This window comes from Burkholderia sp. AU44665, from assembly GCF_030504405.1.
GTDB classification, from domain to species: domain Bacteria; phylum Pseudomonadota; class Gammaproteobacteria; order Burkholderiales; family Burkholderiaceae; genus Burkholderia; species Burkholderia semiarida.
Genome location: NZ_JAUJRI010000012.1, coordinates 22,607 through 43,191, shown reverse-complemented (window position 1 = coordinate 43,191; position 20,585 = coordinate 22,607). Strand labels below are relative to the sequence as shown.

At 66.4% G+C, this 20,585-nt stretch carries 19 protein-coding genes; 8 read left to right on the top strand and 11 right to left on the bottom strand.

Going from position 1 to position 20,585, the window contains the following annotated elements; translation table 11 throughout:
- The first annotated feature begins 13 nt into the window (after positions 1-13).
- From QZM15_RS22835 to QZM15_RS22805, 7 genes are all read left to right on the top strand, one after another.
- A complete protein-coding gene (locus QZM15_RS22835) occupies positions 14-622 on the top strand; it encodes a DUF2889 domain-containing protein (RefSeq protein WP_060315087.1) in 609 nt (202 codons plus the stop codon).
- Positions 623-690: 68 nt separating this feature from the next.
- Positions 691-1,857: an ADP-forming succinate--CoA ligase subunit beta gene (gene sucC, locus QZM15_RS22830; protein WP_006477915.1), complete on the top strand. Its 1,167-nt coding sequence runs from the start codon at positions 691-693 to the stop codon at positions 1,855-1,857.
- 69 nt (positions 1,858-1,926) lie between these two features.
- Positions 1,927-2,808, top strand: a complete 882-nt coding sequence (sucD, locus tag QZM15_RS22825) for a succinate--CoA ligase subunit alpha (RefSeq protein ID WP_006477916.1) — start codon at positions 1,927-1,929, stop codon at positions 2,806-2,808.
- Positions 2,809-2,965: 157 nt separating this feature from the next.
- Positions 2,966-3,670, top strand: a complete 705-nt coding sequence (locus QZM15_RS22820) for a TerC family protein (RefSeq protein ID WP_059578598.1) — start codon at positions 2,966-2,968, stop codon at positions 3,668-3,670.
- A gap of 95 nt (positions 3,671-3,765) precedes the next feature.
- Complete coding sequence (locus QZM15_RS22815) at positions 3,766-4,362, top strand: pilin (RefSeq protein ID WP_302107290.1); 597 nt, start codon at positions 3,766-3,768, stop codon at positions 4,360-4,362.
- A 155-nt stretch (positions 4,363-4,517) separates the two neighbouring features.
- A complete protein-coding gene (locus QZM15_RS22810; RefSeq protein WP_302107289.1) occupies positions 4,518-6,296 on the top strand; it encodes a Wzy polymerase domain-containing protein in 1,779 nt (592 codons plus the stop codon).
- A 453-nt stretch (positions 6,297-6,749) separates the two neighbouring features.
- On the top strand, positions 6,750-7,100 hold the full coding sequence (locus tag QZM15_RS22805; protein WP_059578589.1) for a TonB family protein: 351 nt from the start codon (positions 6,750-6,752) through the stop codon (positions 7,098-7,100).
- A gap of 23 nt (positions 7,101-7,123) precedes the next feature.
- On the opposite strand, the gene QZM15_RS22800 is transcribed toward QZM15_RS22805, so the two are convergent.
- From QZM15_RS22800 to moaC, 5 genes are all read right to left on the bottom strand, one after another.
- Positions 7,124-8,521, bottom strand: coding sequence for a glycosyl hydrolase (locus QZM15_RS22800; protein WP_302107288.1), 1,398 nt, complete (start codon positions 8,519-8,521; stop codon positions 7,124-7,126).
- 8 nt (positions 8,522-8,529) lie between these two features.
- The gene (locus tag QZM15_RS22795; RefSeq protein WP_302107335.1) at positions 8,530-9,696 is read right to left on the bottom strand and encodes a glycosyl hydrolase; all 1,167 of its coding nucleotides are present in this window, start codon (positions 9,694-9,696) and stop codon (positions 8,530-8,532) included.
- Between the two features lie 79 nt (positions 9,697-9,775).
- Entirely contained in the window at positions 9,776-10,720 is a 945-nt protein-coding gene (locus QZM15_RS22790; protein WP_302107287.1) for a hypothetical protein, read from the bottom strand.
- Positions 10,713-13,400, bottom strand: coding sequence for a type VI secretion system Vgr family protein (locus tag QZM15_RS22785; protein ID WP_302107286.1), 2,688 nt, complete (start codon positions 13,398-13,400; stop codon positions 10,713-10,715). Before QZM15_RS22785 ends, QZM15_RS22790 begins: the two co-directional genes overlap by 8 nt.
- Positions 13,401-13,520: 120 nt before the next feature.
- Positions 13,521-14,009: a cyclic pyranopterin monophosphate synthase MoaC gene (moaC, locus tag QZM15_RS22780; protein ID WP_059643063.1), complete on the bottom strand. Its 489-nt coding sequence runs from the start codon at positions 14,007-14,009 to the stop codon at positions 13,521-13,523.
- A gap of 271 nt (positions 14,010-14,280) precedes the next feature.
- On the opposite strand from moaC, the gene QZM15_RS22775 reads away from it, so the two are divergent.
- Complete coding sequence (locus QZM15_RS22775; protein WP_302107285.1) at positions 14,281-15,975, top strand: M48 family metalloprotease; 1,695 nt, start codon at positions 14,281-14,283, stop codon at positions 15,973-15,975.
- A 39-nt stretch (positions 15,976-16,014) separates the two neighbouring features.
- Here the strand turns inward: QZM15_RS22775 and QZM15_RS22770 are convergent, their stop codons facing one another.
- The 6 genes from QZM15_RS22770 to QZM15_RS22745 form a co-directional block, all read right to left on the bottom strand.
- Positions 16,015-16,602, bottom strand: coding sequence for a DUF2946 family protein (locus tag QZM15_RS22770; RefSeq protein ID WP_302107284.1), 588 nt, complete (start codon positions 16,600-16,602; stop codon positions 16,015-16,017).
- The gene (locus tag QZM15_RS22765) at positions 16,595-17,632 is read right to left on the bottom strand and encodes a hydrolase (protein ID WP_059578575.1); all 1,038 of its coding nucleotides are present in this window, start codon (positions 17,630-17,632) and stop codon (positions 16,595-16,597) included. Before QZM15_RS22765 ends, QZM15_RS22770 begins: the two co-directional genes overlap by 8 nt.
- Before the next feature lie 33 nt (positions 17,633-17,665).
- Entirely contained in the window at positions 17,666-18,112 is a 447-nt protein-coding gene (locus tag QZM15_RS22760; RefSeq protein WP_006477934.1) for a nuclear transport factor 2 family protein, read from the bottom strand.
- A gap of 115 nt (positions 18,113-18,227) precedes the next feature.
- Positions 18,228-19,265 carry a lipopolysaccharide heptosyltransferase II gene (gene waaF / locus QZM15_RS22755; RefSeq protein WP_059578574.1) on the bottom strand — a complete coding sequence of 346 codons (1,038 nt, stop codon included), beginning with the start codon at positions 19,263-19,265 and terminating at the stop codon, positions 18,228-18,230.
- 139 nt (positions 19,266-19,404) lie between these two features.
- On the bottom strand, positions 19,405-19,599 hold the full coding sequence (locus QZM15_RS22750; protein ID WP_006482499.1) for a zinc-finger domain-containing protein: 195 nt from the start codon (positions 19,597-19,599) through the stop codon (positions 19,405-19,407).
- A 51-nt stretch (positions 19,600-19,650) separates the two neighbouring features.
- Complete coding sequence (locus QZM15_RS22745; protein ID WP_011546109.1) at positions 19,651-20,574, bottom strand: branched-chain amino acid transaminase; 924 nt, start codon at positions 20,572-20,574, stop codon at positions 19,651-19,653.
- Positions 20,575-20,585: the final 11 nt, after the last annotated feature.

Here is a 20,585-nt window from a genome sequence, read left to right as displayed (position 1 = left end):
CTCAACCTCCAGCATGCCGCTATCCGAGCCCGTGCCCCGTCAGTTGCGACATCGACGCGCAATCCGAGCGGAAGCCTACGAGCGCGGCGACGGCTTGTGGGACATCGAAGCCTGCCTAACCGACCACAAGCCGCGCGATGTCGCGCTTGCGTCGGGCATCCGGCCCCAGGGCCTGCCGATCCACGAACTCTGGCTGCGCGTGACCATCGATCGTGACCTCAATGTCGTCGACGCCGAAGCGTCTTCGGAATGGGTTCCCTATCCCGGTCACTGTCAATCCGCTTCCCCCGCCTATCGGGCCCTCATCGGGCTCAACCTCTTCCGCAATTTCCGCCGCAACGCGAACCGGCTGCTCGCCGGCGTCGCCGGCTGTTCCCATCTCACCGAACTGTGCGCCGTGCTGCCGACGGCCGCGATCCAGGCGTTCGCCGGTGATGTGTGGAACGTGCGCGAGGAGGGCGGCGAAGGGCCGGATCATGACGGCGCGCACGCCGAACCGCCTTTCCAGCTCGGCCGCTGCCGGGCGCTGCGATTCGACGGCGAGGTCGTGCGGCAGTACTACCCGCGCTGGTACGGCCCGATTCGGCCGGATCTGCCCGGTGAAGGCAGCACGAAGGAATGAACGGAAATCATTCGAAGAAGCGTCTTAAGCGACTTTTCATCCAACTCTCAGACTGAAGGGAATCACGCATGAAGATTCACGAGTACCAGGGTAAGGAAATCCTGCGGAAATTCGGAGTCGCGGTACCGCGCGGCAAGCCGGCGTTCTCGGTTGACGAGGCCGTCAAGGTGGCGGAAGAACTCGGCGGCCCGGTATGGGTCGTGAAGGCTCAGATTCACGCGGGCGGCCGTGGCAAGGGCGGCGGCGTGAAGGTGGCGAAGTCGATCGAACAGGTGCGCGAATACGCGAACCAGATCCTCGGCATGCAGCTCGTCACGCACCAGACGGGCCCGGAAGGCCAGAAGGTCAACCGTCTGATGATCGAGGAAGGCGCCGACATCAAGCAGGAACTGTATGTCAGCCTCGTCGTCGACCGCATCTCGCAGAAGATCGTGCTGATGGGTTCGAGCGAAGGCGGCATGGACATCGAGGAAGTCGCCGAAAAGCACCCGGAACTGATCCACAAGGTCATCGTCGAGCCGTCGACGGGCCTGCTGGACGCGCAGGCCGACGACCTCGCCGCGAAGATCGGCGTGCCGGCCGCGTCGATTCCGCAAGCGCGCGCGATCCTGCAAGGCCTGTACAAGGCATTCTGGGAAACCGACGCATCGCTGGCGGAAATCAACCCGCTGAACGTCTCCGGCGACGGCAAGGTCACCGCACTCGACGCGAAGTTCAACTTCGATTCGAACGCGCTGTTCCGTCACCCGGAAATCGTCGCGTACCGCGATCTGGACGAAGAAGATCCGGCTGAAATCGAAGCGTCGAAGTTCGACCTCGCGTACATCTCGCTCGACGGCAACATCGGCTGTCTCGTGAACGGCGCGGGCCTCGCGATGGCGACGATGGACACCATCAAGCTGTTCGGCGGCGAGCCGGCGAACTTCCTGGACGTCGGCGGTGGCGCGACCACCGAGAAGGTCACGGAAGCGTTCAAGCTGATGCTGAAGAACCCGGACCTGAAGGCGATCCTCGTGAACATCTTCGGCGGCATCATGCGCTGCGACGTGATCGCGGAAGGCGTGATCGCCGGTTCGAAGGCCGTGAACCTGAACGTGCCGCTCGTCGTGCGCATGAAGGGCACGAACGAGGACCTCGGCAAGAAGATGCTGGCCGATTCGGGCCTGCCGATCATCTCGGCGGACAGCATGGAAGAAGCCGCGCAGAAGGTCGTCGCGGCTGCCGCAGGCAAGTAAGCACGCGCTAATGAACACGTAGGGCGGCGCGGCTTGCTCGCGACGCCCATCGAACAGAGGTCAAAATACATGTCGATTCTGATCAACAAGGACACGAAGGTCATCACGCAGGGCATTACCGGCAAGACCGGTCAGTTCCATACGCGCGCCTGCCGTGAATACGCAAACGGCCGCGAAGCATTCGTCGCGGGCGTGAACCCGAAGAAGGCCGGCGAAGATTTCGAAGGCATTCCGATCTACGCGAGCGTCAAGGAAGCGAAGGCGGAAACCGGCGCGACCGTGTCGGTCATCTACGTGCCGCCGGCAGGCGCGGCCGCTGCGATCTGGGAAGCGGTCGAAGCCGACCTCGATCTCGCGATCTGCATCACGGAAGGCATCCCCGTGCGCGACATGATCGAAGTGAAGGACCGCATGCGTCGCGAAGGCCGCAAGACGCTGCTGCTCGGGCCGAACTGCCCGGGCACGATCACGCCGGACGAGCTGAAGATCGGCATCATGCCGGGTCACATCCACCGCAAGGGCCGCATCGGCGTCGTGTCGCGTTCGGGCACGCTGACGTATGAAGCGGTTGCGCAGCTGACGGCACTGGGCCTCGGCCAGTCGTCGGCAGTCGGTATCGGCGGCGACCCGATCAACGGTCTGAAGCACATCGACGTGATGAAGATGTTCAACGACGATCCGGATACGGATGCGGTCGTAATGATCGGCGAAATCGGCGGTCCGGACGAAGCCAATGCCGCCGAGTGGATCAAGGACAACATGAAGAAGCCGGTCGTCGGCTTCATCGCGGGCGTCACGGCGCCTCCGGGCAAGCGCATGGGCCACGCCGGCGCGCTGATCTCGGGCGGTGCGGATACGGCCGAAGCGAAGCTGGAAATCATGGAAGCGTGCGGCATCACCGTCACGCGCAACCCGTCGGAAATGGGCCGTCTGCTGAAGAAGGCGCTGTAATTGTTTCCGTTGGGCTCGTCCTGCAGAAAACGCCGGCTTTGCCGGCGTTTTTTGTTATGCTCCCGCAATGAATTCGTAAGCACCGGGCATGCGTCATGCATGTGCCGGCGATGAACCGGGTCGCCCGCGAGGCGGCCGTTGTCCTTTCCTCACCTCCATGCTCGAATTCCTGACCTCGCTGCACTGGGGCGCCATTCTCCAGATCGTCATCATCGATATCCTGCTCGGCGGCGACAACGCGGTCGTGATCGCGCTTGCGTGCCGCAACCTGCCGGCGAACCAGCGGCTGCGCGGCGTCGTCTGGGGCACCGCGGGGGCGATCCTGCTGCGTGTCGCGCTGATCACGTTCGCGGTCGCGCTGCTCGACGTACCGTTCCTGAAATTCGGCGGCGGGCTGTTGCTGCTGTGGATCGGTATCAAACTGATGGCGCCGGCCGCCGACGCGCACGACAACATCAAACCGGCCGACCGGCTGTGGGATGCCGTGAAGACGATCGTGATCGCCGATGCGGTCATGAGCCTCGACAACGTGATCGCGATCGCCGGCGCGGCCGAGCAGGCCGATCCGTCGCACCGGCTCGCGCTCGTGATCTTCGGGCTCGTCGTCAGCGTGCCGATCATCGTGTGGGGCAGCACGCTGGTGCTGAAGCTGCTCGACCGTTTCCCGGTCGTCGTGGCGCTTGGCGCGGGGCTGCTCGGCTGGATCGCGGGCGGGCTGATCGTGAACGACCCGGTCGGCGACCGCTGGCCGGTGCTCGATTCGCCGTCGGTGGTCTATGGCGCAAGCATCGCCGGCGCGCTGTTCGTCGTGGCGATCGGTTACGCGCTCAGGAAGCGCCGCGGCGTGACGCACGCGCCCTGACTGGCCATCCGGCCGACTGTCGGCTTCGCGGCCCGCTGGCTACGATCGAGACGCCTGCCTGTATCGGCAGGCGTTTTTCGTTTCCGGAGCCTGTCATGTTCGAAGCTTTTTCCGTTTCCCTGTTTCGTCGCGTTGCCGCCGACCTGCGGCGCGCGAACCGGCCGTCGCCGCGCTGGCGGCCGGCCGGCTTCACGCTGATCGAACTGATGATCGTGCTGGCGATCGTCGGCGTCGTCGCCGCCTATGCAATTCCCGCGTACCAGGATTACCTCGCGCGGTCACGCGTCGGCGAGGGCCTTGCGCTCGCGTCGTCGGCGCGGCTCGCGGTCGCCGACAACGCGGCGAGCGGCGCGAGCCTCGACGGCGGCTACAGCCCGCCTGCCCCGACCCGCAACGTCGAATCGGTTGCGATCGACGGCGCCACCGGCCAGATCACGGTCGCGTTTACCCCCCGCGTCGCCGCGGCCGGCGCGAATACGCTGGTGCTCGTGCCGTCGGCGCCGGACAAGGCCGATGCGCCCACCGCGCGCGTACCGCTCAAAAAGGGGGCGATACAGGCGGGCGCGATCGCGTGGGAATGTTTCGCCGCCGGCAAGGACGCATCGTCGCTGCCCGCGCCGGGAGCGGGGCCGTTGCCGGGTAACGCCGCGACGCTGCCCGCGAAATATGCGCCCGCGGAGTGCCGTGCGTAGCGCCGCCGCCGGTATGGAAGGGCGGCGGCCCGTGCGCAAAGCCGGCCGCCGCGTGTCCGATGCGGCGGCGGCCGCGCCGCGGTTCATCGCGCGTGCGCCGCACAGAGCGGGGAAAGTTTTGTATAGTGCGCCGGTTGCTGACACCCGGTTCGCTCATGCCTTCTACTTTTTCCCGTTCGTTGTCGCTCGTTGCGCTGGCTGTCGCCCTGATCGTGCCGTATGCGATCACGAATCACACGTATCCGATCCCGACCTTCTATTCCGAGTTTTCCGCGCTCGTGCTGTATCTGCTGCTGGGCGTATCGGTCGTGCTGCTCGCGCGCACGGGCCGGCCGGTCAAGCCGTTCGCCGCGCCGGCTGCGTTCGTCGTGCCGATTGGTTTCGCGGTGGTGCTGATCGCGCAACTGGCGCTGATCCCGCTCAAGGTGCCGTCGATGAACTGGCTGGCGCTCGGTTATCTGGCCGCCGCGCTCGTCGCGATGCAGGCCGGCTACGCGCTCGCGCGCGACGGGATGGCGGAAACCGTGTCGCGGATGATGGCCGGTGCGCTGCTCGTCGGCGGCGTGTTCGCGGTCGGCACGCAGATCGTGCAGTTGTTCCACCTCGAGTCGGCCGTCTCGCCGTTCGTCGTGGTGTACAACATCGCGGTCGACCGCCGTCCGTACGGCAACATGGCGCAGGCGAACCATCTGGCCAGCTATATCGCGTTCGCGATGGCCGGCGCGCTGTATCTGGTGCAGACCCGCCGGCTCGCGGTGTGGGCATGGCTCGCGCTGTCGATCGTGCTGTCGGTCGGCCTCGCGCTGACGGTGTCGCGCGGGCCGTGGCTGCAGGTCGCGGTGATGGTCGTCGCGGGGTTCTGGATGGCGTGGGTCGAATCGCGCCGCACGCAGGGCAATGCGCGTGCGTGGCTGATCCCGGTCGTGCTCGCCGTCGCATTCATCGCGGTGAACGTCGCGGTGCGCTGGGCCAACGTGCACTACCACCTGAATCTCGCGGAGTCGGCAGCCGACCGGATGCGCGACGCCGGGCAGATCGCGCCGCGCCTCGCGCTGTGGAAGTACGGGCTCGCGATGTTCCGCGAGCATCCGCTGCTCGGGGTCGGCTGGGGCGAATTCCCGTCGCACCAGTTTGCGCTCGCGCGCACGCTCGGCGGCGTCGAGATCGCGAACAACTCGCACGACATCTTCATCGATCTGCTCGCGAAGTCTGGTCTGGTCGGCCTCGGCGTGCTCGCCGTCACGCTCGTCGCGTGGTTCGTGCGCGCGGTGCGGGCGCCGCAGTCGAGCATGCGCGTGTTCGGTTTCGCGCTGATCGGCATCCTGCTGATGCACGCGCTGGTCGAGTATCCGCAGCAATACATGTTCTTCCTGCTGCCGGCGATGTTCGTGATCGGGCTGCTCGACGTGAAGCCGCTGCGCATCCTGCCGGGGCGCGCGGCATTCGGGCTGTTCGCGCTGCTGTCGTTCGGCGGCGTGCTGGCGGCCGTGCCGGTGCTGCGTGACTACCAGCGCGCGGAAGTGCTCTATTACGGCAGCAGCCCGGCCGCGCAGTATCGCGATGCGCCGTCGCGGCTGTTCGGCGCGTGGGGCGATTACGGTGCGGCGACGCTGCTCACCATTTCGTCGGAGAACCTGCCGCTCAAGCTCGCCGCGCACGAGCGCGCGATCGCGCTGCTGCCGGGCGAGACGGTACTGCGCCGCTACGCGGTGCTGCAGGCGCTGGCCGGCCGCGAAGCCGACGCGCTCGATACCGTCGCGCGCCTGCATGTGTTTGCAAAGGAATTGAAGGACTGGCCGCAACAGTTGGCCGCGTTGTACAAGCTGTGCGATGACGAGCCGGCGCTGAAGACGTTCCGGGCCGCGCTGGCCGCGAAGTACGGGGAGGCGCCGGCCGACGCGGGCGACGACTCGGACGACGAAGATTCGGATTGACGCGCTGCGCGTGCCGGCACGGGGAATGCCGGCGTCTATCGGTTGCGATGAAGGCGGAGCGACGTCGGGCCCCGCGGCCCGGTGCACGCGCAACGCGCCACGCCGGTCGGGTATCGATTACATCGCGGATGGCGTGGAGTCCGCTCGAATGGGCGGCGATTCGCGTCAACCATTGTCAAATCGCCGCCGTTGACCGGGTGGCGCGTGCACAATGCGCGAAAGCGCTCGCATGAAAGCGGCGCGGGGCTAACCGGTGCGAGCGTAGAAAACGCCCGCGACTATCCGGGACATTCCACCGAACAGGATCGCGGTCGAGCGTCGCTCGGCCGTGCGGCCGTAACGGGGCGCCGGTCCGATGGCCGCGGCGCGGTGCGACACACGCGGCGCGGCCGGGGAAGGCTTCCGTCGCGCGGCGCGCGTGCCCAGACCAGTAATCAACAACGATATTCGACCATGGCTATCCGCTCGACCTACCTGATCCTGCCCGCCGTCGCGATGCTGTTTTCCGGCTGCGCGATGCTGACGTCGTCGCAGGAAAGCAAGCTGACCTGCCACATTCCGCGCGCCGTCTATCCGGATACCGCGAAGCCGCTCACGCGCCAGGCGACCGTGCTGGTGCGCGCATTGATGACGACGTCCGGCGAAGCGCAGAACGTGACCGTGACGACGAGCAGCCGCAACGCGGCGGCCGATCGCGCGGCCGTCGAGGCGATGACGCACGCGAGTTGCACGCAGACGGGCGCGACGGCGAATCCGTTCCTGCTCACGCAACCGTTCGTGTTCGAGCCGCGGCGCGCCGAATGACGAGCGCGGCGCGGCGCAGTGATTTATTCATCGAATTGAGTCTCCCGTCGTAGCAGCGGGATTCGGTCTTGTAAGGCACGGTTATTTCGGACCGGGAACGACAGTTTCCTCAGTCTTTCATCGAGCAACGAGTACAGCGTGTTCGTATCCTGATTGAAATACCGAGTGTGATAGACGATCGCGTCGATATTCTGCTTCCAGGTCTTGCCTGCGTCAGTGCTGCTGATCATCAGGGGGATCGGTGGATCATCGATTGCCTGCCCGGGGTCGGTCGCATAGACGAGCAATAGGCCATCGCGGCCCACGTCGAGGCCGCTCAGGATGAGCTTCCTGTCAAACGTCGTCACTTGCCGGACTTGGTCGGGGCGCGTGTTCGCCCACGTCGAAAGCACGCCGGTCCGGCGTGCGCGATCCGGTGCAGTATCCTCGCCGCTCTCGTTATCGAGGAGAGACAGCGTGTAAAGCACGTAGCCGCCAGCCGTGGCGGGCGCAGACACGAGTCGAGTGACGGTCTGGTTAGGCAAGACGGTATCGAGAACGAACGCTTGCTGATTTGGCGTGAGTCGGTATACGACGCTGCGGGCAGGGACCGTAGCCGATCGGTCGATAGGACAAATCACTCGCAGGGTGCCGTCGGGGCCAAGATTTGCTGCTGCGAAACTGCGGCAGCGAGCACCGCGGACGGCTGCATCCGGCGGTAGTGCAATCCGCTCCCAGGACACGCCGCCGTCGGATGTTCGGCGGACGGCTGGGCCCCGACCGATCGCATAGCCGCGTCGCGCGTCGATGAAGAGCAACTGATCGATATCCTCGTGCTCGGGCCAGTCCAGCTCGGACCAGTGACGGCCGCCGTCGAGCGATTTCCAGACACCGGTTTGCCGCGAGACGAGGCCGTCTGCCGGATGTGGCGCCGTGTCGCTAGTCCGGCCGACGCCGATGACCTGGACCTGACCGTCTCGCGAATGCCACCACGCCGTGTGTTGGCCCGGCGCTTGCAAGAAGCGCTGCAGCCCTTGATCGAGGGTGCCACGGAAGAAATTTATGGTCCGCCGATTGAGGGTTTCTGCTGCGTTGTTCATCCACGCTTCGGTGGGTTCCGCGACCATTGGATTCTTCCACTCGCCGGGAGGCTTCAGCGTCACCACAGGGTCGGCGACCGTGAGCGACATGATTTCATTGCCGGTGACGTAAAAATCACCTACACCCGCCAGTCGGTCGGGCCACGTCACCTTCGACGAAACGGTTTCCCATCGAGGGCCTGTGTTTTCGAACAGCAGAATCAATGCGATGCTGCCGGTCGCGATAGCGGCTAGCCGCCTCAGGCGGGACCGGTTGCGCATGGGGCTGGCTGAGAGCGTATCGGTGCTTGCCGTTTTGATCCGGTTTTTGCGCCGATGCGGAAATTCCTCGGTGGCCGTCATCCGCGCTATCAGAAAGTCCGCTTCTTCAGCGTATAAGCATGCAGCCAGTACAGCGTGTTGGTCTGTGCGTCGAAGTAGCCGCCTTGTGCAACCTTGTCGGCTGTCTGATCCCACGACTTGCCGGCGTCGGTGCTGGTGAACGTCAGATCGATCGGGGCACCGCCGCGGCTGCCGGAGTTCGGGTCGGTAGCGTAGACGAGCAGGAGGCCGTCACGACCGACGCTCAGGCTGTCGAGCCGGAGCGTCTCGTCGAACGTGCGCAATTGGAGCACGGACTCGGGATGGTCGTTGGTCCACGTGGAAATTGCGCCCGCCCGACGCCCGTTGTCGCGACTCTCGCCGCTTTGCGGCTTGTCGAGACGTGACAGCGCGTACAGCGAATAGTGTGCTGCCGGTCCCGGCGTGGTATCGAGCGCGGTGACGATCTGGCCCGGCAGTTTGGTTTCCGTCACGAATGCGTGCTGCTCCCAGTCGAGCCGGCCGATCACACTGTGCGACGGGGCCTCTGCAGTCGGAGCGATGGAGTAGGCGACGCGCAGTACACCATCAGGGCCGAGACTCACCGCATTGAAATTCTTGCGCGTCTCGTCGGCGACGCGTGCATCGGTCGGCACATCGATCGTCTGCCACGTGTTACCGCCGTCCGCGGTCCGCCACACGCTAGGCCCCCAGCCGATCGCGTAGCCGCGCTGTGGATCGACGAAGAGCAGCCGGCCAATGTTCTGGTTTTCGGGCCATTGCAGTCGAGACCACGTTTGGCCGCCGTCGAGCGACTTCCACAGCTTCGTCGTTTGCGGTGCATCGCCGCCGTGTGCCTCCGGCGCCTTGTAGTTCATCCATGAGGTGCTGATGAACTGAACCGACCAGTCCGGGGAATACCACCATGCGGCACTCTGGCCGACCTGCTGGAACTGGCGCTTCATTCCCCCGTCGATGGTTCCGCGGAAGAAGCTGATCGTCATGCGATTCAGCAACTCGCCCGTGTCGTTCATCCATGCTTCGGTCGGCTCGGGCCGCTGCGGTTCCTTCGATTCAGCCGTGGGCTTGAACGTCACCACGGGATTGGCGAGCTTGACGCTCATCACGTCGTTGCCCTTGATGCGGAAGTTGCCGCCGCCATACGGTGTGTCGTTCCGCATGAAATTTGTCGAAATTGTTTCCCAACCCGTCGCCATATTTACGTACCCGTATGTTGCAATGGCCAGGGCAACAAGACCCCCGGCGATCCATTTCCAGCGTTTGAGTTTTGGCATGTCACTTATTTAGCAAACGATCCAGCGCCCGGCTGACTTCGTCGGACGTGTCCGAACCCCACTCGCGTGCCTTTTTAGCCGCGTCCGAGCCCCATTCACGGACCTGATCGACCGCTTCCGAGCTCCAGTCATGCGCCTTTTGTTTGGCGACGGGGATACCCGCGTCCCACGCTTGCTTGAGCGTCCGGCCATCGCCCCATTCCTGAAGATTTGGCCGCATGCCGATCTTGGTCAGATCCGAGACGGGTAGACCGGCCAGCCCTCCGTCCAGATAAGCCAACGGATGCGTGACGAACGCGAAGGTCTTGAACGTATCTCCGTTATTTTCGAGCTCCAATTCGTATCGTTTCACCTGCATCGAAAGCTCACCGTTGCCCGGCTTCGCACTGCTGAATGCGATCTGGTCCCCTTGCATGTTTTGTTGCAGCCCAATTTCAATATAGCGCTGCAGCCACCACCGTGCGGTTTCCAGCCATTTCTTTCCTTTTGCCGTGAGAGTGGGATACAGATTCTGGCCGTAATCCGAACAATAGTAATAGCCGTAGCTCACGTAATAATCGGGCGGTTTGTGGCCGCAACCGATATGGCGCATCATGAAATTGCCGTGGCGCGACCAGTCGGAATCCGTGCTCTTCAGTTCGATCAACTTTTCACGCCGATGCAGCAGACGGCGCGCGACTTCCTTGTCTTTCCACGGATCCCACGAGGTCGCGAATTTCTTCACGGTTTCCCATGCGCTCGACTTGCTGACTTTTTCGACCGTCTCCCAGTACTCGCCGTGCAGCGGCTGGTAGTAGAACGGACACGTGCCGACGATGGAATCCGCCGCCGGCGTCACATGCTTGTCGCAGATGTTGATCTGCACCTTCGGCCGATCCTGGTATCCCGTCGGGGTGAGCATCGCCGCACCTGTCCCGAGCACCTTGTCGTGTTGTCCGTCAGCCATTCGATTTCCCCAGAAACTTGACGACGACGTCGTGCGGCACGTGGCTCTGCGTGAGCCCCGTCTCGCCTGCCGCGTTGGTGACGCCCTCCGAGATCAGCTTGCCGTTCGAGAACATCTGGTACCGCGTGTTCGCGACCGGAATGTCGGTGCCGGCCCAGTGCGCGATGAACGCCTGGTCGTAGTTGCCGCTGGAGTTCGGCAGCGTCGGCATCGTTTGCGACGGGTGGGTGGGGCCGCTGAACGCATGCTGCGCGCCCTTGATGTCGATCTTGCCGGGCGCGTGCACCTCGATGTTGCCGTCCGCGATGCGGATATAAGCGCCGCCGGACGTCAGCAGGATTTCTTTCGCCGCGGCGCCCTCGACCGATTGCGTGACGGCGATCAGCTTCAGCGCCTTCTGCGCGGTCAGCTCGATGTTGTCCGCCTGCGCCTGCACTTCGACCTTGCCCTTGCCGGCGAACAGCTTCATCCCCGCGTTCTGCGCGAACAGGCTGATCCGGTCGAGGACACTGGCGATCAGCGATTTGCCGGCGGCGACGTGCGTGCTTTGCCCGCTGACGAGGTTGATGTGCTGGTCCGCGGCAAATTGCGCGGATTGCTGCGTGGACAGCCCGATGCCGGCCGGGCTGCCGAACAACATCACGGGCTCTTTGAACGCATTGGCCGAGCCGGTTCCGCCACCTGCGGTCCTGCCGCCGGCGCTGCTGCCGCTCACGCTGTGCTGCGTCGCATCGCTGAAATGCTTCAGCGCCGTGTGGCCGGGGTCGAGCGATTCGCCTTGATGCTGCGCGCTGACCTGCGACATGGCGTCGATCAGCCCTTGCGCGCGCACGAGCTGCTCCCGCGTCTCGTCGACGTCGAGCGGCTGGCTTGCCGCCTGCTTCGGATGCGTCGTCACATACAGCCCGCGGTTCGCGCGCACCGCGCCGTATGCGTCGGAACGCAGGTCGAAACCGCTGCCGAGATAGCTGCCGCGGTTGTTGCCCGTGTGGTCGATCAGGTAGCCGAGGTGCAAGTGCGTGTTGGCCTGGCTGCTGTACAGGTGCACGCGGTTCTGTGCGGTCGCGTCGTCGAGCACCAGCTGGTTGTAGCCGGCGCCCGCATATTCCTTTGACCGGTATCCGGACAGGAGCCCGTTGCTGTGCCATTGCGGACGCGTCGCGCCGTTGTAGACCTTGCCGACGACGATCGGGCGATCGCAGTCGCCGCCGAGGAAATCGACCAGCACTTCCTCGCCGGCGCGGTGCGGGTGAACGGCGCCGTAGCCATTGCCCGAATCGGACGCCGTGGCGCGCAGCCAGCACGACGCCTTTTCGTCGCCGTCGTTCAAGCGGTCCCAGTGGAATCGGACCTTGACCCGGTTGAGCTCGTCCGTGTGAACCTCTTCGCCCTGCGGGGCGACGACGATCGCCGATTGCAGGTGCATCGGCGGCTTCGCATGCTCGAACGGGCTGCGGAACGGCACCGTCGTGCGCTGCGCTTCGATGCGGATCTGAAAGAAGCCCTCGCTGCCGTCGGGATGCCGCACGCGCGACAGGTCGTTATCGGTTTCCCGCATGAGGCGGCCGATTTCGGCCTGCAGGCTGTGCGGGAAAACGGCCGACTCGTCGGCCACGGGCAGGTTGTTGACGATGACCCACGTCGTCTCGATCACGGCGAATTCGCGTTGACCGGCATCGTCCTTGTCGTGTTCGGGATGATCGGCGAACTCGAACGTGCGTCCCGCGTCCATGCGTCGCACGCCGCCGACGCCGTGAAAGCGCTTGGCGTGCGATTCCTGTTCCTCCATCCAGATCTTCGACAGATGGTCGCCGCGCGACTGTTCGGGATACGTGTAAGCACCCGTGTATTCGTAGACTTCGAGTTGCCCCGGCAGGTCGCCCTGGTTCGCGATCGTCGGCGTGTGAGTGGCCTTCGGATTCGACGCGGTGGGCGGCTGCTTGTAGTCGAACGTGCGGGTAGTGCGCGCGACGCTTCGCAGCGTGCGCGTACCGGCGAACTGGACGAGCGTGTCGGCTTCGTCGCCCGCGCCCGCGTGATGAAAGCGCACGGTTCGCGGCGACAGCGCGGGCAATGCATCGAGGCGATCGACGATGACGAGCCGGTGCGACTTGCCGTCGTCGTCCTGTTCCCAGAAACCGTACAGGCCTTCCGATTCCATCAGGCGATGGACGAAATTCCAGTCGTCCTCGTATTGCATGCAGAACGAGCGCGACGGCAGCGGCTGGTTGAGCTTGAACGTGAAGCGGCCCTTGGCCTGCGGGTGCTGGTTCAGCACGTCGGCGATGATGTCGTCTGCCGACCGGTCCTGCCAGATCCGCTGATCGCGGCGGAACTTCAGGAAGTGCAGGAACGACGCAAAAACGACCTGATAGTGCGTGAGGCCGCTGTCCGATCCGAGCCGGCGGATCGCATGCACGTAGCCGTGGTGTGGCGCGTACGATTGGTCGGCCTGCTGGATCCACAGCGTGACCGGCTGCGCGATCAGTTTCTTGAGTTCGACGTCGTCGGAGACCGACACGGTATCGACGGTGAACTCGAAATGGCGTCCGAGCCGCGACCGGCCCGTGACCCGCTGCGGCAACAGGACGTCAGGGCCGAGCGGGGTATCCAGCTTGACGAGGCGCTGGTGCTGGACCGGTCCGGCCAGCAACGCGCTTCTTGACGCTTGCGAATTCATCACCAGGGCTCGCTTTGTTGTGCTGTTTTGCTGGTTCGCACGCTCTCTCGTGCGGAATCCGGTAATTGTATGAGATAAACGGTTTTATCTCGAATTTGCGGGCCGGCCGCGCCCGGCCGTTCAGCCCGCCGCGTCTTCCGCCTTCCAATCCCCCGACTTCCCGCCGCGTTTCTCCCGCACGCTCACGTCGGTGATCACCATTCCGCGATCGACGGCCTTGCACATGTCGTAGACGGTCAGCAGCCCGACCTGGACGGCCGTCAGCGCTTCCATCTCGACGCCGGTCCGGCCGAACGTCTCGACCTGCACGACGCAATGCACGGCCGGCAGCGCGTCGTCGAGTTCGAAGTCGACGGCCACGCGCGTGAGCGCGAGCGGGTGGCACAGCGGGATGAGGTCGGCCGTGCGCTTCGCACCCTGGATCGCCGCGATGCGCGCGACGCCGAGCACGTCGCCTTTCTTGGCCTTGCCGTCGCGGATCAGCGCGAACGTGGCCGGCAGCATCCGGATCGTGCCGCGCGCGATCGCGATGCGCCGGGTTTCCTGCTTGTCGCCGACGTCGACCATGTGCGCATGGCCGGCGGCATCGAAATGGGTGAGTCCTGACATGTCTTCCTCTTGTGAGAACGGAGTGCGCGCGCACGTCCGTCGATCGCTGCTTCGCGATCGGCCGGGTACCGGAACCCATGCCGACGCGGCGAACCGATCCAGCCTCGCGACGGGCGCCTATCATAGCAGCGGCGTCTGCGTCGCCGGGGGCGCAGATGATGCACGCGCGGCACGGGACAGTCGTCGCGGCGCCGGTACAATGACCCGAATATTCAGACCAAACGCCGCGATGCGCGCCGCTCGCGCGGGACGGCGTCGTTTTCATCCTGCCATGCGTGTCAAACAGTTGCTTGCCGTGTCGCTGTCGGCGGCGCTCGCGCTGCCGCCGGGCGGCCATGCTCAGAGCGCATCCGCGCCACCGCTCGAGCCGGCGGCCGGCGGCGGGACGTCGATTTCCACCGTGCCGTCCGGCATCGCGACCGGCGTGTTCGGTACATACGGCGGCGCGGAGAGCCGATTCTCGGGCGCGGCCGGTGCGTCGGCGCCCGTCGCGAGCTTGCGCGCGCCGCTGCGTGCACTGGAGCTGCCCGATCTCGGCGATGGCTCCGGCGGTTCGCTGACGCCGCGAGCCGAGCGCCGGCTCGGCGAGCGCGTGATGCGCGAAGTGCGGCGCGATCCCGACTATCTCGACGACTGGCTCGTGCGCGACTACCTGAACGCGATGGCGGCGCGGCTCGCGGCCGCGGCGGCCGCGCGCTACATCGGCGGCTACACGCCGGACTTCGACCTGTTCGCGGTACGCGATCCGCAGATCAACGCGTTCTCGATGCCGGGCGGCTTCATCGGGATCAACAGCGGGCTGGTGGTGACGACGCAGACGGAATCGGAGCTCGCATCGGTGGTCGGCCACGAGATGGGCCACGTGCTGCAGCGGCACATCGCCCGGATGATCGGCGCGAACGAGAAGACCGGCTACACGGCGCTCGCGACGATGCTGCTCGGTGTGCTGGCCGGCGTGCTCGCGCGCAGCGGCGATCTCGGCAGCGCGATCGCGATGGGCGGGCAGGCGTATGCGGTCGACAACCAGTTGCGCTTCTCGCGGTCGGCCGAGCGGGAGGCCGATCGCGTCGGCTTCCAGCTGCTCGCGGGGGCCGGCTACGACCCGTACGGGATGCCGGGCTTCTTCGAGCGGCTCGACCGCGCGTCGATGGGCGATGCGGGCGTGCCGGCCTATGCGCGCACGCACCCGCTGACCGGCGAGCGGATTGCCGACATGGAAGATCGCGCGCGCCGCGCGCCGTACCGGCAGCCGCGCCAGTCGGCCGAATACGGGTTCGTGCGTGCGCGTCTTCGCGTGCTGCAGAACCGGGCGCCGACCGACATCTCGGCCGAGGCGCGGCGGATGCAGCTCGAGATCGACGATCGCACCGCGCCGAACGTCGCGGCGAACTGGTACGGCATCGCGCTCGCGAACACGCTGCTCGGCCAGTACGACACGGCGGACAAGGCGCTCGCGTCGGCGCGCGGCGCGTTCGATGCGCGCGAGCGGCGCGACGACGATCCGGCGACGAGTTCGCCGAGCCTCGACGTGCTGGCCGCCGACATCGCCCGCCGCGCGGGCCGCACCGACGACGCGGTGCGGCTCTCAGCGCTCGCGCAGCGGCGCTGGCCGGCGTCGCACGCGGCGATCGTCGCGCACCTGCAGGCGCTGCTCGCCGCGCGCCGTTTCGCCGAAGCGCAGACGCTCGCCCAGGCGCAAGCGAAGGCCGACCCCGAACAGCCGGACTGGTGGGATTACCTCGCGAAGGCGAGCGACGGCAAGGGCGACGTGCTCGCGCGGCGCCGGGCGCTGGCGGAGAAACTGGCGCTCGACGGCGCGTGGCCGTCGGCGATCCGGCAACTGAAGGAAGCGCGCGATGCGAAGGACGTGTCGTTCTACGAGCAGTCGATCATCGGCGCGCGGCTGCTGGAATTCGAGGCGCGCTACAAGGAAGAGCGCGACGACGAGAAGAACGGCCGCGGGTAGCGGCCGCCACGGGGCGAACGCCGACGGCGCCGGGGCGGGTCAGTTGCTGCTGCCGGCGGCGTCGCATGCGTGGCGCGCCGGGCTCGCGACGTAGCCGAACCGCGCAGGCACGTCGGCACAGGCGATGCTGCCGAGCGGCAGCGTGCGGTCGTCGCGCCAGCGCAGCACGGGCGGCTCGGCATCGAAATCCGCGTGATCGGCGAATAGCCCGAGATCGTGGTCGTGCAGCGCCGCGATGCGCGGGGGTGTGCCGGCCTCGCGAAACAGCACGCCGCCGCCGTCGTCGAGCCAGGCTGCGTCCGGTTCGAACGGGGCGCCCGTCTGGTCGGTGAGCGCGAGCTGCCCGTCGCGTTCGGCGAGCCGCACGATCCACGGCGTATAGGCGAGCTCGACGTACACGCGCTGCGGCCCGTTCTGGAAGAACCACTGGCCCTGCGCGTCGCATGCGTAGTTGCGGCCGATGAACGCGTTCAGCGCCGCATGCCGGACCGGCGAGCCGAGCTCGCCGGCCGCCTGCGCCGCGTCGTCGCGCAGCCGCCATGTGCCGCGCCGGTCGAGCAGCAGCCAGCCGGTGCAATGCGGCACGTTCGGCCATTTGGCGAGCGCCTGCCTGACGATGTCATCCATGGTCGACGAATTTCGAGCAATAACCGAACACCCGCGCCGACAGCCAGTCGAGGCGGCCGGGGAACGGGCCGGTCATGAAGCCCGCATGGCCGCCGTGCGCGGGCTGGTCGAGCTCGACGGCCGGCGACACGTCGGCGGCGCCCGGCAGCGCGGATTCGGGCAGGAACGGATCGTTGCGCGCGTTGAGCAGCAGCGTGGGCACGTCGATCGCGCGCAGCAGCGGGCGGGTCGTGGCCTGTGTCCAGTAGTCGTCCGCGTTCGCGAAGCCGTGCAGCGGTGCGGTCACGACTTCGTCGAAGTCGCGCATCGTCACGGCCCGCAGCATCGCGTCGCGGTCGAACAGCCCCGGATACTGCTCGAGCTTCGCGAGTCCCTTGCGTTTCAGCGTCTTCAGGAAGCTGCGCGTGTAGACCATCGCGAACCCCTGCGACAGCGCGCGGCCGCCCGCGTGCACGTCGATCGGCGTCGAGATCGCGGCGGCGGCGCGCACGATCGACGTGTCGCTGCGATGCTCGCCGAGCCAGCGCAGCAGCACGTTGCCGCCGAGCGATACGCCGGCCGCGACCAGCGGCCCGCGATGCTGCCCGGCGAGCCGGCGCAGGATCCAGTCGACCTCGGCGCTGTCCGCGAGATGGTAGAAGCGCGGCTGGCGGTTGATCTCGCCGCTGCAACTGCGAAAGTGCGGGACGACGGCGTGCCAGCCCTTCGCGCGCGCGGCGGCCATCATCGCGAGCGCGTAGTGCGAGCCGGAGCTGCCTTCGAGGCCGTGGAACAGCACGAACAGCGGCGCGTCGGGCGCCGGCGCCGCGCTGTCGAGGTGCGCGACCCAGTCGAGATCGATGAAGTCGTGATCGGGCGTTTCCCATCGCTCTCGCCGGTAGGCGACAACCGGACGCCGCGCGAACAGCGCGGGCACGATGGTTTGCACATGGCTGTTGGGTAGCCAGCGCGGTGCGCGATAGCGCAGTGTGTCGTCGGCGGGGGCCGGGGCCCCGGTCAGCGGCGAGGTGGGCGGAGAAGCCGTACTCATGATCGCCCCGCTAATGCGTTGCTTCGTTTTTCGTCAGTGCAGCGGACCCTGCCCATGACGGATCTTCGCGGCGAATTGTCCGGCCGCCTGTTCGGGAATCGGGCTCGCGTGGATGTGCGCGATCCGCCACTCGCCACGTTCGTGGATCATCACGTACGTCGCGAAAACCATGTCGGGTTCGGCCGTCAGGTCGGCCTGCTGATGCGCTTCGGCGATCGTATAGACGACCGTGCCGAGGCTGTCGTACACGCGGATGTCGAGCGGCTCGATCGTGACCGGGCGCGTCGCGAGCCGGTTGGCGAGCCCGCCGCGGATCTGGTCGAGACCGTGCAGATGCTCGCCGTCCGCCCATACGCAGCTGGCGAAATCCTCGTCGATCCACAACGCCAGCAGCGCGTCGAGATTGGCATCCGCGACGGCCTGGTAGTAGGCGTTCAGCGTATCGGCAGCGGCTTCGAAGAGGCGGGCAAAACGTGGCATCGGGGTTGTCTCTCGCGCGCGTCGCGCGCCGTATTCAGCGCGGCGGCCCGGATGGAGCCGCCGCACACCGGTGAATCGGATTGCCCGGCGCGCCGTGCGGCGCTGCCGGCCAGGGTCAGCGCTGCCCGACGAGCATGCCGCGCAAATCGCCGAATACCTGCTCGGGACCGAGTTCGCGCAGGCACTTCAGGTGGCCGAGCGGGCACTCGCGTTCGAAGCAGGGACTGCATTCGAGATGTAACCATTGTACCTTCGCCAGGTCCGACAGCGGAGGGGTATGGCGCGGATCGGTCGATCCGTACAACGCGACGAGCGGCCGGCGCAACGCGGCCGCGACGTGCATCAGCCCCGAATCGTTGGTGACGACGGCGTTCGCGCGCGCGATCAGCGCGCACGCCTCGGACAACGACGTCTGCCCGCACAGGTTGCGCACGTTCGGCGCGTGGTCGGCGATCGCCTGCGCGGCCGCGGCGTCCTTCTGCGAGCCGAGCGCGACGATCTGCGTATACGGGAACGACTGATGGACGATGGTCGCGAGCGACGCGAAGTGCTCGGGCGGCCAGCGCTTGGCCGGGCCGTATTCGGCGCCCGGGCAGAACACGACGAGCGGCTTGCGTGTATCGAGATTGAAACGTGCGGACACGCGCGCCGTCTCGTTCAGGTCGGCGTCAAGGCGCGGCGCGGGCAGGGTTTTCATCGACTCGGGCAGCTTCGCGCCCGGCGCGTACGCGAGCGCCGCGTAGTGGGTGGTCATCGGCGGCCGCTCGCCCGACTTGTCGGGGTTCGCGTGCCGCACGTTCAGCAGCCCGTAGCGGTGCTCGCCCGTATAGCCGATCCGCAGCGGGATGTTCGCGAGCCACGGGATCACCGCGGACTTCAGCGAATTCGGCAGCACGTACGCCGCGTCGTAGCCGACGTCGCGCAGGTCGCTCGCGAGCTGCCAGCGGCGCAGCAGCTGCAGCTTGCCGTGCGCGAGATCGGTCGCGTGGACATCGTGGATCTCGGGCATCCGCTCGAGCACGGGCGCGACCCACGACGGTGCGACGGCATCGATCGCGATGCGGGGATGGAGTTTCTTCAGCAGCGCAAAAAGCGGCTGCGCCATCAATGCGTCACCGATCCAGTTCGGTGCGATAACCAGCGCTCGACGCATCAGGTCGACTTCCGATGTCGTAATGAAGCACGGCGCGCGGGCGCCGCGTTCGGGTTGCCAGAATGGGAAAGGGCGGCGCGCCGGGCGTCCGGCTGCGCCGCCTTGCGGGTCGGCGGGCCGTGAGGCCCGGCGCCGGGGCTCAGTGGCCCTTGACGACCTCGCCGTCGCGCAGCTTGTAGCGCGTGCCGCAGTACGGGCAGCGCGCCTCGCCGTGCGACACGTCGATGAACACGCGCGGGTGCGCGTTCCAGCGCGTCATGGCCGGGTTCGGGCAGTAGGCGGGGAGATCCTTGGCCGTCAGCTCGACCAGCGGCATTTCCTTGATTTCGCTCATGAGACTTTCTCTTGTCACTCTTTGTGTGGGGCGGTCGGTGGCGCGGCGCGCTCAGACCTTCGTCAGCCAGTGCGCGTACTTCGCGTTCTTGCCAGACACGATATCGAAAAACGCCGACTGGAGCTTTTCCGTGACGGGGCCGCGCGCGCCGCTGCCGATCGTGCGGTTGTCGAGCTCGCGGATCGGCGTGACTTCGGCGGCCGTGCCGGTGAAGAACGCCTCGTCGGCCGTGTAGACTTCGTCGCGCGTGATGCGCTTCTCGATGACCTCGATGCCGGCGTCCTTCGCGAGCGTGATGACCGTGTCGCGCGTGATGCCGTCGAGGCACGACGATAGATCCGGCGTGTACAGCTTGCCGTTGTTCACGAGGAAGAAGTTCTCGCCGGAGCCTTCGGACACGTAGCCGTCGACGTCGAGCAGCAGCGCTTCGTCGTAGCCGTCGGCCGTTGCTTCCTGGTTCGCGAGGATCGAGTTCACGTACCAGCCCGACGCCTTCGCGCGCACCATCGACACGTTCACGTGGTGGCGCGTGAACGACGACGTCTTCACGCGGATGCCCTTCGCGAGGCCGTCCTCGCCGAGGTACGCGCCCCACGGCCACGCGGCGATCGCGACGTGGATCGTGTTGCCCTTCGCGGCCACGCCGAGCTTTTCGGAGCCGACCCAGATGATCGGGCGCAGGTAGCACGACTCGAGCCGGTTCTCGCGCACGACCGCGAGTTGCGCGGCTTCGAGCGTTTCGCGGTCGAACGGCACGTCCATCTGGAAGATCTTCGCCGAATTCAGCAGACGTTTGGTGTGCTCGCGCAGGCGGAAGATCGCGGTGCCGCCGTCGGCCGTCTTGTACGCGCGCACGCCCTCGAAGACGCCCATGCCGTAGTGCAGCGTGTGGGTGAGGACGTGGATCTTGGCGTCGCGCCAGTCGATCAGCTTGCCGTCCATCCAGATCTTGCCGTCGCGGTCGGCCATTGACATACGATTCTCCT